The sequence below is a fragment of the Variovorax sp. 20P10.2.4 genome (assembly GCF_058244205.1).
The window spans coordinates 1-11,511 of record NZ_JBZAYE010000199.1 but is presented as its reverse complement, the minus strand read 5'-3'; the positions used below and the strand labels follow the sequence as shown (position 1 = coordinate 11,511).

The window sequence follows — 11,511 nt, the reverse complement described above, 5'->3', positions numbered from 1 at the left end:
CGTCGTAGCCGCCGCCCGCCGGGGCGCCCTGGCCCTGACGGCTGCCGAGCATCTGCATCTGGTCGACGCGGATGTCGGTGGCGTACTTCTCGACGCCGTCCTTGTCGGTGTACTTGCGCGTGCGGATCTGGCCTTCGACGTAGATCTGCGAGCCCTTGCGCAGGTACTGCGCGGCGATTTCGGCCAGGCGGCCGTTGAACACGAGACGGTGCCACTCGGTGGCTTCGCGCATCTCGCCGCTTTGCTTGTCCTTCCACTTGTCGGTGGTCGCGAGGGTCGCGTTGCAGACCTGGTCGCCGCTCGGGAAGGTACGGGTTTCGGGATCGCGGCCGAGGTTGCCGACGAGGATGACTTTGTTGACCGATGCCATGTGCGCTGCCCCTGATGAATGAGTAAGAGGAGGTTTGAAGGAAAAAGAAGGACACGCATTGTGCCCGATGGGCCGGACGACGCGGCCTCCGCTGGCACGGCGCGCGCCTACCGCGCGGCAGAATGGCCGGCTGGACCGATGAATCACGAGCCCGACTTCCTGCAGAACCTGCGCGCCGAGTTTTCGGGCTGGCGCCTGTGGATCGACCGCGCCATCGTGCTCGGCTACGCGGTGCTCGCGGGCCTGTTCGTGGTGGGCTTCACGCACGCGGCCGAATGGGCCTTCGCGCTGTTCGAGGGCCTGTTCCGGCGCCATCCCTGGGCCGTGCTGCTGTGGACGCCGGCGCTCACGGCCGCCATCGTCTGGGCCACGCGGCGCTGGTTTCCGGGCGCGGCGGGCTCGGGAATCCCGCAGATCAAGGCCGCGCTCGATCCCGATCTGCCTTCCGAGCGGCGCGGCCTGTTCGCCTCGCTGCGGCTGACGCTGGCCAAGATCGGGCTCGGCGCCGCGGGCTTCGCGGCCGGCCTGTCGGTGGGACGCGAAGGGCCGTCGGTGCAGGTGGCGGCCGGCGTGATGCAGCACGCCAGGCGCTGGCTGTCGCCCGGCAGCACGATCGACATGCGCGCGCTGCTGGTGGCCGGCGGCGCGGCCGGCATCGCGGCCGCGTTCAACGCACCGCTCGCGGGCGTGGTGTTCGCCATCGAGGAGCTCTCGGGCCGGCTCGAGGCGCGCGCCAGCGGCGTGATCATCACCGGCATCGTGCTCGCGGGGCTGGTGGCGGTGTCGGCCTTCGGCAACCTCAGCTATTTCGGCGTGATCCGCGTGCCGCACCTCGACTGGAGCCTGCTCGGCCCGGGCCTGGCCGTGGCGCTGCTCAGCGGCGTGGCGGGCGGGCTGTTCGCGCGCCTGCTGATCGCCTCGCTGACCGGCGCGCCGCAGCGCCTGAACCACTGGCGCCGGCGCTATCCGGTGCGCTTCGCGGCCGCCTGCGGGCTGGCCGTGGCCGTCATCGGGCTGGCCACGGGCGGCGTCACCTACGGCGCGGGCTCGGAGGCGGTCAAGCGGATGCTGCATGGCGAGGCCCCGCTCTCGCCGCTCTACACGCTGCTGAAGTTCATCGCCACCTGGCTCACGGCCTGGAGCGGTGCGCCCGGCGGCATCTTCGCGCCCTCGCTGTCGATCGGCGCCGGCATCGGCGACGCCATCGCGCGACTCGCGAGCCCCGAGTTCGGGCCGGCGCTGATCGCGCTGGGCATGGCCGGCTTCCTGGCCGCGGTCACGCAGGCGCCGCTGACGGCCTTCATCATCGTGATGGAGATGGTCGACGGCCATGCCATGGTGTTGAGCCTGATGGCCTCGGCCATGCTCGCGAGCCTGGTCTCGCGCATGATCAGCCGGCCGCTCTACGAGACGCTGGCCGAGCACATGGTGGGCGTGGCCACCGGGCGGCTCGCGGCGCAGCCGCAGGAGCCCGTCGCCCGCGAAGAACCGCCCCGCTCGCCATGACATCCCGGGCGGTCTATCATGTCCGGTTGCCCTCGGACGATCGCCCCTTGAATTCAAAAGCCACCGAAGACACTGCGCAAGCAGAAGCCGAACGCGAAAGCGAAAGCGAGCGCGACGCCCAACGCGAAGCCTACCTGGGCGCCGTACTCGCCCAGCAGCGCATCAGCATCCGCGGCGCGCGCACCCACAACCTCAAGAACGTCGACCTCGACATCCCGCGCAACAAGCTGGTGGTGATCACCGGCCTGTCGGGCTCGGGCAAGTCGAGCCTGGCCTTCGACACGCTCTATGCCGAGGGCCAGCGGCGCTACGTCGAGAGCCTGTCGGCCTATGCGCGGCAGTTCCTGCAGCTGATGGACAAGCCCGACGTCGACGTGATCGAGGGCCTGTCGCCCGCGATCAGCATCGAGCAGAAGGCCACCAGCCACAACCCGCGCTCCACCGTGGGCACGGTGACCGAGATCCACGACTACCTGCGCCTGCTCTATGCGCGCGCGGGCACGCCCTTCTGCCCCGACCACCACCTGCCGCTGCAGGCGCAGACCGTCTCGCAGATGGTCGACGCGACCCTGGGCCTGGGCGAGGAGCCGCGATTGATGATCCTCGCGCCGGTGGCGCGCGAGAAGAAGGGCGAGTTCGTCGAGCTGTTCGCCGAGATGCAGGCCGCGGGCTACATCCGCTTCCGCGTCGACGGCCAGACCTACGAATACAACGACCTGCCCAAGCTCAAGAAGACCGAGAAGCACGACATCGACGTGGTGATCGACCGGCTGCGCGCGCGCCCCGACATGCAGCAGCGCCTGGCCGAGAGCTTCGAGGCCGCGCTGCGCCTGGCCGAGGGCCGCGCGTTGGTGCTCGAGCTCGGCGGCGAGGGCCAGCCCGACCGCGAGCACCTGTTCAACGCCAAGTTCTCCTGCCCGATCTGCCACTACTCGCTGGCCGAGCTCGAGCCGCGGCTGTTCTCGTTCAACTCGCCCGTGGGCGCCTGCCCGAGCTGCGACGGCCTGGGCCACAGCGAGGTGTTCGACGCGGCGCGCGTGGTGGCCTTCCCCTCGCTGTCGCTGGCCAGCGGCGCGATCAAGGGCTGGGACCGCCGCAACGGCTACTACTTCAGCATGATCGAGAGCGTCGCGAAGCACTACAAGTTCGACGTCGACGCGCCCTTCGAATCGCTGCCGGCCTCGGTGCAGCAGGTGCTGCTGCACGGCTCCGCGGGCGAGGAGATCAAGTTCAACTACACCATGGAGTCGGGCAACTTCGCGGGCAAGAAGCTCACGAAGAAGCATCCCTTCGAGGGGATCATCCCGAACATGGCGCGGCGCTACCGCGAGACCGATTCGGTGATGGTGCGCGAGGACCTCGCGCGCTACCGCAGCTTCCAGCCCTGCCCCGAATGCGGCGGCTCGCGGCTGCGGCGCGAGGCGCGCAACGTGTTCCTGGTCGACGAGTCGGCACGCCCGGCCGATGCCGAGCCGGCGTCGGGCCGCCCCAAGGCGGCGAGCGCCCCCTCGGGGGGCAGCGAGGACACGCCAGTGCCGAGCGTGGGGGCCACACAACCGCCGCGCATGGCGATCTTCGAACTGAGCCGCCTGACCCTGCGCGACAGCCTCTCGTGGTTCCAGCGCCTGCAGCTGCGCGGCGCCAAGGCCGAGATCGCCGACAAGGTGGTGCGCGAGATCGGCCTGCGCCTCAAGTTTCTCAACGACGTGGGCCTCAACTACCTGAGCCTGGACCGCAGCGCCGAGACGCTGTCGGGCGGCGAGGCGCAGCGCATCCGCCTCGCCTCGCAGATCGGCTCGGGCCTGACCGGCGTGATGTACGTGCTCGACGAGCCCAGCATCGGCCTGCACCAGCGCGACAACGACCGCCTGATCGGCACGCTCAAGCATCTGCGCGACATCGGCAACAGCGTGATCGTGGTCGAGCACGACGAGGACATGATCCACGCCGCCGACCACGTGATCGACATGGGCCCGGGCGCCGGCGTGCACGGCGGCCGCGTGATGGCGCAGGGCAGCTTCGCGCAGGTGGCGGCCAACCCCGAGTCGCTGACCGGCCAGTACCTGTCGGGCGCGAAGAAGATCGAGGTGCCGAAACGCCGCACGCCCTGGCTGCCGGTGGTGAAGAAGGAGGTGCCGGCCGAGCCGCGCAAGGCCTCGCGCTTTCCGCAGAGCCCCGCGGCCGAGCGCCGCGCCGCGCGCGAGGCCGCGCACCTCGCCTCGCAGACCGCGCTGCAGGAGATCCGCGTGGTCGGCGCCAGCGGCAACAACCTCAAGAACGTGAGCGTGGCCTTTCCGGTCGGCCTGCTGACCTGCGTCACCGGCGTCTCGGGCTCGGGCAAGTCCACGCTGGTCAACGACACGCTCTACAGCGCCGTCGCGCGCACGCTCTACCGCGCCCACGAGGAGCCCGCGCCGCACGAGGCGGTCGAAGGCATCGAGTACTTCGACAAGGTCATCAACGTCGACCAGAGCCCGATCGGCCGCACGCCGCGCAGCAACCCGGCCACCTACACGGGCCTGTTCACGCCGATCCGCGAGCTGATGGCCGAGACCAACACCGCGCGCGAGCGCGGCTACGGGCCCGGCCGCTTCAGTTTCAACGTGGCGGGCGGGCGCTGCGAGGCCTGCCAGGGCGACGGCGTGGTGAAGGTCGAGATGCACTTCCTGCCCGACGTCTACGTGCCCTGCGAGGTCTGCCACGGCCAGCGCTACAACCGCGAGACGCTCGAGGTCCAGTACAAGGGCCGCAACATCGCGCAGATCCTCGACATGACGGTCGAGGTCGCGCACGAGTTCCTGAAGGCCGTGCCGACCATCGAGCGCAAGCTGCGCACCCTGCTCGACGTGGGCCTGAGCTACATCAAGCTCGGCCAGTCGGCCACCACGCTGTCCGGCGGCGAGGCGCAGCGCGTGAAGCTCGCGCTCGAGCTCAGCAAGCGCGACACCGGGCGCACGCTCTACATCCTCGACGAGCCGACCACCGGCCTGCACTTCGCCGACATCGAGCTGCTGCTCAAGGTGCTGCACCAGTTGCGCGACGCGGGCAACACCATCGTCGTGATCGAGCACAACCTCGACGTCATCAAGACCGCCGACTGGCTGATCGACATGGGCCCCGAGGGCGGTGCCGGCGGCGGCACGGTGGTGGGCGCGGGCACGCCGGAGGACCTGGCGGCGAACGAGGCGAGCCATACGGGGCATTACCTCAAGCGGCTGCTGCCGGGCTGATACGAAGGGCTCCGGGAGCCCCTTCGCCTATTCGTCGCCTATTCGCTCAGCAGGCCGCGTTGCCCGTTGTCGAACCAGGCCGAATCGAAGCCATCGGCCAGCAGGATCGGCTGCACGGCACAGGTGCCCGCCGCATTCAGCCTGCGAAGGTACTTCACCAGCGTATGCGCATCCTCGGTGAGGATGTGCGTCAGCGATTCGCAGATGGCCTGGGCGATCAGCTTGATGTCGTCCTTGACGGCGCTTCGATCGTCCGTGGCGTCCCGTGCCAGCCCGCGCATCAGCAAGCCCGCGGTCATCGCGTGGTCGATGTTGAAAGGGAGCACCTCGAAGTTGCGCAAGGGCAGATCGGTCACGGCCTGCTTGACCTGGAACTCCGATGCGGCGATGGCCGAGAGGTACAGCGGCACGCCGCGTTTGAGCGCTTCGCGCAGATAGCCGACCGCCGCCGGGTGATGCGCGCGTGCGGGGTCGGCAAGCGAGATCAGGTAGCTCGTGTCGAGCAGGATGGCGCTCACGCCTTGCTTCCCCGCAACTCGTCGACCCACGCACCGGCATCGGGCACGTCGCGCCATGCCTTCGCCCCCCGCTGGGTCAGGCGATCGAGCTCCTTCTCGTCGAGCCGGCTTTCGTGCTCGACGAATTCGAGCAGCCTCGCGTTCCGGTACTCGCGCGTCATGACGTTGTATTCGGCGACGATCCGGATCATGGCGGGCTTGTAGAGGCGGTTGACCTTCTCGTCCCGCAGCATCTCGCGGGCTGCATCGACCAGCAAGGTCTTGCCGTCCGGCAGGCGAATGTGGGCATTGGGCTTGGTGTGCCCGCCCATGTCCTCGATCTCGCCACGCACATAGCGCTCGACGCGCACCCATTGGTCCGCGTCGTCGGCCCTGAAGTCCGATTCGCTGTCGATCACGATGGCGGCGGACAGGAAATCCGCCGCGATGCTCACGCGCCAGCGGCGGCCGCCGCGCGCACTCTTCTGCCAGCGCTCGACCACGGCGCGGCGCTTCGCCGCGATGCCTTCCATCTGCTGGCTGCCCGCGAGTCTTCGCAGGTCGTTCATCAGCACCGGGTTGGCCGTCGGTGCCGTGCGAATGGCCAGCGAGCCTTTCTCGACGGAGACATCCAGCGCACTGGTGTCGACATCATTGCCATCGCCACGCAGGAACTCGTCGACGTCCCTGGCAAAGCCGCGCAACACGGACAGCGGCACCCGCTCCGGCGAGATTTCGTATCCGGCCGACTCGTCGTGCAAAGCTATCAGCAAGGCTTGCGCTTCCATCGGGCCATTCTAGGTGTCGAGGTCATTTCGTTGTAGAGGAGGCCCACTGCATCTTCCTCGGCCCCAGGCACGAAACCACGGTCCGCGCCACAATCGCGCCCCATGCCTTCCTTCACCCCGCGCCAGTTCGTCATCCTCGTCCTGCTGACCCTCGCCTGGGGCCTCAACTGGCCGGTGATGAAGCTCGGCGTGGCGGACTATCCGCCGCTGGCCTTCCGCGCGATCTCGATCTGGCTCGGGCTGCCGGTGCTGGGCCTGGCGCTGGCGTGGATGAAGGTGCCGTTCCGCGTGCCGCGCGGCGCCTGGCCCGAGCTGCTGTGGCTGGGCGCCACCAACATGTTCGTCTGGCACGCCTGCATCATCCTCGCGGTGAAGGCGCTGTCGGGCGGGCGCGCGGCCATCCTCGGCTACACCATGCCGGTGTTCTCGGCCGTGATCGGCGCGCTGCTGTTCTCGGCCGCGCTCTCGCGCCGTGCCTGGACCGGCGTGGGCGCCTGCGCGATCGGCGTGGGCCTGCTGCTGTGGCACGAGCTCACCGACCTCGCGGGACGGCCCGGCTATGTCGCGCTCGCACTCGTGGCCGCGGCCACCTGGGCGCTGGGCACGCAGCTGCTGCGCCACACGCGCATCGGGCTGCCGACGCTCACGCTCTCGTTCTGGATGACGGCGCTCACCGCGGTGGTGATGACGGTGCTGTCGGCGCTGTTCGAGCGCGACCAGTGGCGCTGGCCCGGCAGCGTGACCTGGGGCGCGATCCTCTACAACGCGGTGCTGATCTTCGGCTTCGCGCACGCCGCGTGGTTCTATCTCGCGCGCGGGCTGCCGCCCGTGGCCTCCACGCTCAGCGTGATGTTCATCCCGGTGCTCGGCGTGTTCAGCGGCGCGGTGTGGCTCGGCGAGGCGGTGCACTGGCAGGACTGGGTGGCGGTGGCGCTGATGGTGGTGGCGATCGCCTCGGTGCTGTGGCCCTCGCGCGCCGCGAGGACCTGAGCCGCCGCCGCTGCGCGCGCATGACCCGCGAGGTCATGGACCCGGTGCAGTCGATGCAGGACAGTACGTCCAGGCATCAACCACTGGAGAAAGCACCATGAACGGCTTCAACATCCTCCCCCTCGCGGTCGCCCTGCTGATCGGCATCGCGGCACTGGGCTCGTGCATCGGCATCGCGCTGGTCGGGCAGAAGTTCCTCGAAGGAACGACGCGCCAGCCCGAAATGGTCGACACGCTGCAGACCAAGTTCTTCCTGGTCGCGGGTGTGACCGACGGGGCCTTCATCATCGCCACCGGCATCGGCCTGTGGTTCGCGACGGCCAGCCCCTTCGGCTGATCGGCGCAAAAGAAGCGGCGCACCACGCAGGCGCCGCGCCCTCTTCGAGGGCATCGCAGGCGGCATCGATCCGGGTCGATGCCGCTTCTTTTTTGGGGACATCGGGGCCGCGCACGAGGCGGCCACTGGCACCATTCGTGCTAGCACGGTTGACACCGAATTGTTTACGGCTAAAGTATTTAGCTATCAACGGTTCGACGCCGTTTCACCCCCATCCCTGCCGGAGAATCCGATGAGCCAACCGTCCCCGAAATCGTCCGCGCTGCCGCGCACCCTGCTTTCGCTGCTGCTGTGCGGCGCCGCGGCCTCGGCCCTGGCCGCGCCGGTCAAGGTCGGCCTCGCGCTCGACATCTCGGGCCCGTTCGCGGCGCTGGGCGCCGAGGCGCGCGACGGCTTCGCGCTCGGCATCAAGCAGCTGGGCGGCAAGCTCGGCGGGCAGGAGGTGGAGTTCGTGCAGGCCGACATGGCCGGCAGCCCCGACCAGGCCAAGCAGCTGGTCGACCGCATGATCCAGCGCGACAAGATCGACATCTTCAGCGGCCCGATCGGCTCCAACGTGGCGCTGGCCGTCGGCCCGACACTGTTCAACGCCAAGGTGCCCTACCTCTCGGCCAATGCCGGCCCGAGCCAGTTCGCGGGCGCGCAGTGCAATGCCTACTTCTTCGGCACCGCCTACCAGAACGACCAGTTCCACGAGGCCGCCGGCAAGTTCGCGCAGGACCGCGCCTTCAAGAAGATCGTGCTGATCGCGCCCAACTATCCCGCGGGCAAGGACGCGCTCGGCGGCTTCAAGCGCCAGTTCAAGGGCCAGGTGGCCGACGAGCTCTACACCAAGCTCGGCCAGATCGACTACGCGGCCGAGCTCGCGCAGCTGCGCGCCTCCAAGCCCGACTCGATCTACTTCTTCCTGCCCGGCGCGATGGGCATCAACTTCATCAAGCAGTTCGTGGGCGCGGGCCTGTCGAAGGACATCACGCTGGTCACCAGCGGCTTCTCGGCCGACGAGGACGTGATCGGCGCCGTGGGCGAGCCGATGCTGGGCCTGTTCAACACCTCGCACTGGGCACACGACCTCGACAACGCCGCCAACAAGGCCTTCGTGGCCGCGTTCCGCAAGGAGTACAACGGCCGCTACCCGTCGGTCTACGCCGCGCAGGCCTACGACGCCATCCTCGCGATGGACGCCGCCGTGAAGCAGGCCGGCGGCAACGCGCAGAACCGCGAGGCCGTGATCGCGGCGCTCAAGAAGGCCAACTACGCCTCGACGCGCGGCACCTTCAAGTACGCCAATAACCACTACCCCATCGAGAACTTCTACCTGCGCGTGATCGGCAAGGACGCGCAGGGCAAGGTCACGAACAAGCTGATCAACACGGTGCTCACCAACTACGGCGACAGCTACGCCGACAAGTGCCCGATGAAGTAAGCGCTCCGCAGCAATACGGATTTCAGAACGCAGAAGTCGCAAAGGTTTCGCAGAAACCGCAGAAGTAAAACCAAAAATGGTTTTGTTCCCTTCTGCGACTTCTGCGTAGTTTTTTGTCTTCCTTCTGCGTTCGGCTGCCTGCTCCCCTCTTTCTCCCCAATGACTCCCATCCTTGTCCTCGAGCAATTGCTCAACGGCCTCGGCTACGGCCTGATGCTGTTCCTGCTGGCCGCGGGCCTCACGCTGGTGTTCGGCATCATGGACGTGCTGAATCTCGCGCACGGTTCGCTGTTCATGGCCGGCGCCTATGTCGCGGCCGAGGCGCACACGCGCACCGGCTCGTTCGCCGCGGCCATCGTCATCGCGGTGGCGGTCACCGTGGTGGTGGCGCTGCTGCTCGAGGTGCTGCTGATGCGCCGCCTCTACACGCGCGACCACCTCGCGCAGGTGCTCGCGACCTTCGGCGTGATCCTGGTGGCCGACGACCTGGTCAAGATGATCTGGGGCCCGTCGCCGGTGATGGCACCGACGCCCGCCGCGCTCTCGGGCCCGGTCGAGCTGATGGACGGCCTGCCCTATCCCTCGTACCGGCTGGTGATCCTGGTCGGCGGCATGCTGATCGCGCTGGCGCTCTACCTGCTGGTGAACCACACGCGCATCGGCATGCGGGTGCGCGCGGGCGCTTCCGACCGGCCGATGGCCGAGCTGATGGGCGTGCGCGTGGGCCGCATCTTCAACGGCGTGTTCCTGCTCGGCGCGGCACTCGCCGCGCTGGCCGGCGCGCTGATGGGACCGATCGTCGCGGTGCAGGTCGGCATGGGCGAACAGATCCTGATCCCGGCACTGGTGGTGCTGGTGATCGGCGGCATCGGCTCGGTGCGCGGCGCCTTCGTGGCCGCGCTGCTGGTGGGCATCGTCGACACCATCGGCCGCGCCTTCGTGCCGATGCTGCTGCGCGCCACGCTGCCGCCGGCCACCGCGGCCGACCTCGGTCCGCTGGTGGCCGAGGTCGCGATGTACGCGCTGATGGTGGCGGTCCTTCTCTTCAGGCCCTCGGGCCTCTTCTCGGCACGCGCATGAAAACCCGTCACATCGGCCTCGGGCTGCTCCTGCTGCTGCTCGCCGCCTTTCCCCTGATCGCACCGCTGTTCGGCTTCGAGTTCTACATCGGCTTCGTGCGCCGCGTGCTGATCGTCGCGCTGGCCGCGGCCAGCCTCAACTTCATCCTCGGCTTCGGCGGCATGGTCGCGCTCGGCCATGCGGGCTTCATCGGCGTGGGTGCCTACACGGTGGTGGCGCTCAGCGACGCCGGCACGACCTCGGCCTGGGTGCTGTGGCCCGCGGCCGTGGTGGCGGCCGGCCTGGCCGCCGCGCTGATCGGCACGGTGGCGCTGCGCACGCGCGGCGTCTACTTCATCATGACCACGCTGGCCTTCGCGCAGATGCTGTACTTCGTCGCGGTCTCGCTGCGCAAGTACGGCGGCGACGACGGCTACACGCTGATGAGCCGCCCCACCCTGCTGCCAGGCCTCGACCTCGGCAACGAGAGCAACTTCTACTGGGTGGTGCTGGCGCTGGTGGCGCTCGCGCTGTGGTGGCTGCAGCGCGCCACGCAGTCGCGCTTCGGCCATGCGCTGATGGGCATCCGCGACAACGAGACGCGCATGCGCGCGCTCGGCTACCCGGTGTTCCGGCTGCAGCTCGCGGCCTTCGCGATCGCGGGCGCCATCGCCGGCCTGGCGGGCGCGCTGCTCGCGGGCGGCAACGGCTTCGTGAGCCCGGCCACCATGCACTGGACGCAGTCGGCCACGCTGCTGGTGATGGTGGTGATCGGCGGCCTCGGCCGCAGCTGGGGCGGGCCGGTGGGTGCCGCCGTGTGGCTGCTGCTGGAGGAGGCGCTCAAGCAGCACACCGAACACTGGCACATGCCGCTGGGCCTGCTGCTGATCGCCGTCGCCCTGTGGGCGCCCAAGGGACTGGCCGCGCTGTCGCGCCGCCGCGCACCGCTCGCGAAGGCCACGCCATGAGCCTGTTCAGGATCGAAGGACTGGTCAAGCGCTTCGGCGGCCTGCTGGCGACCGACCATGTGAGCCTCACGGTGGAGCGCGGCGAAGTGCATGCGCTGATCGGCCCCAACGGCGCGGGCAAGACCACGCTGGTGAACCTCATCACCGGCCTGCTCAAGGCCGATGCCGGCCGCGTCCTGCTCGACGAGAAGGACATCACCGGCTTCAAGGACCACCAGCGCGTGGCCGCGGGCATGTCGCGCTGCTTCCAGGTCACGCGCGTGTTCGCCAAGGACACGGTGCACGACAACCTGATGCTGGCCGCGCAGGCGCACGCGGGCAGCAGCCTGCGCTTCCTCGC

At 69.0% G+C, this 11,511-nt stretch carries 11 protein-coding genes; 8 read left to right on the top strand and 3 right to left on the bottom strand.

Annotated features, from left to right (window positions below):
* Positions 1 to 370, bottom strand: a 370-nt coding sequence (gene ssb / locus AC27VN_RS19265) for a single-stranded DNA-binding protein (protein ID WP_490877544.1), incomplete at its 3' end; no start/stop codon positions are given.
* Between the two features lie 138 nt (positions 371 to 508).
* Between ssb and AC27VN_RS19260 the strand changes: the two genes are divergently transcribed.
* Together AC27VN_RS19260 and uvrA are read left to right on the top strand one after the other, a co-directional pair.
* Positions 509 to 1,876: a chloride channel protein gene (locus AC27VN_RS19260; protein WP_490877543.1), complete on the top strand. Its 1,368-nt coding sequence runs from the start codon at positions 509 to 511 to the stop codon at positions 1,874 to 1,876.
* Positions 1,873 to 5,106 (top strand): excinuclease ABC subunit UvrA, encoded by a 3,234-nt coding sequence (uvrA, locus tag AC27VN_RS19255; RefSeq protein ID WP_490877542.1) that lies wholly within the window; start codon positions 1,873 to 1,875, stop codon positions 5,104 to 5,106. The genes AC27VN_RS19260 and uvrA overlap by 4 nt, the downstream gene beginning before the upstream one ends.
* 38 nt (positions 5,107 to 5,144) lie before the next feature.
* On the opposite strand, the gene AC27VN_RS19250 is transcribed toward uvrA, so the two are convergent.
* Together AC27VN_RS19250 and AC27VN_RS19245 are read right to left on the bottom strand one after the other, a co-directional pair.
* Entirely contained in the window at positions 5,145 to 5,624 is a 480-nt protein-coding gene (locus AC27VN_RS19250) for a type II toxin-antitoxin system VapC family toxin (RefSeq protein ID WP_490877541.1), read from the bottom strand.
* Positions 5,621 to 6,391, bottom strand: coding sequence for a hypothetical protein (locus AC27VN_RS19245; protein ID WP_490877540.1), 771 nt, complete (start codon positions 6,389 to 6,391; stop codon positions 5,621 to 5,623). The genes AC27VN_RS19250 and AC27VN_RS19245 overlap by 4 nt, the downstream gene beginning before the upstream one ends.
* Before the next feature lie 102 nt (positions 6,392 to 6,493).
* On the opposite strand from AC27VN_RS19245, the gene AC27VN_RS19240 reads away from it, so the two are divergent.
* From AC27VN_RS19240 to AC27VN_RS19215, 6 genes are all read left to right on the top strand, one after another.
* Entirely contained in the window at positions 6,494 to 7,381 is an 888-nt protein-coding gene (locus AC27VN_RS19240; protein WP_490877539.1) for a DMT family transporter, read from the top strand.
* A 97-nt stretch (positions 7,382 to 7,478) separates the two neighbouring features.
* Positions 7,479 to 7,718, top strand: a complete 240-nt coding sequence (atpE, locus tag AC27VN_RS19235; RefSeq protein ID WP_057594681.1) for a F0F1 ATP synthase subunit C — start codon at positions 7,479 to 7,481, stop codon at positions 7,716 to 7,718.
* Positions 7,719 to 7,950: 232 nt separating this feature from the next.
* The gene (locus tag AC27VN_RS19230) at positions 7,951 to 9,144 is read left to right on the top strand and encodes an ABC transporter substrate-binding protein (RefSeq protein WP_093354348.1); all 1,194 of its coding nucleotides are present in this window, start codon (positions 7,951 to 7,953) and stop codon (positions 9,142 to 9,144) included.
* A 159-nt stretch (positions 9,145 to 9,303) separates the two neighbouring features.
* Positions 9,304 to 10,224 carry a branched-chain amino acid ABC transporter permease gene (locus AC27VN_RS19225; protein WP_490877538.1) on the top strand — a complete coding sequence of 307 codons (921 nt, stop codon included), beginning with the start codon at positions 9,304 to 9,306 and terminating at the stop codon, positions 10,222 to 10,224.
* Entirely contained in the window at positions 10,221 to 11,171 is a 951-nt protein-coding gene (locus AC27VN_RS19220; RefSeq protein ID WP_203203122.1) for a branched-chain amino acid ABC transporter permease, read from the top strand. The genes AC27VN_RS19225 and AC27VN_RS19220 overlap by 4 nt, the downstream gene beginning before the upstream one ends.
* On the top strand, positions 11,168 to 11,511 hold a 344-nt coding region (locus tag AC27VN_RS19215; RefSeq protein ID WP_490877537.1), incomplete at its 3' end, for an ATP-binding cassette domain-containing protein. The genes AC27VN_RS19220 and AC27VN_RS19215, both read left to right, overlap by 4 nt.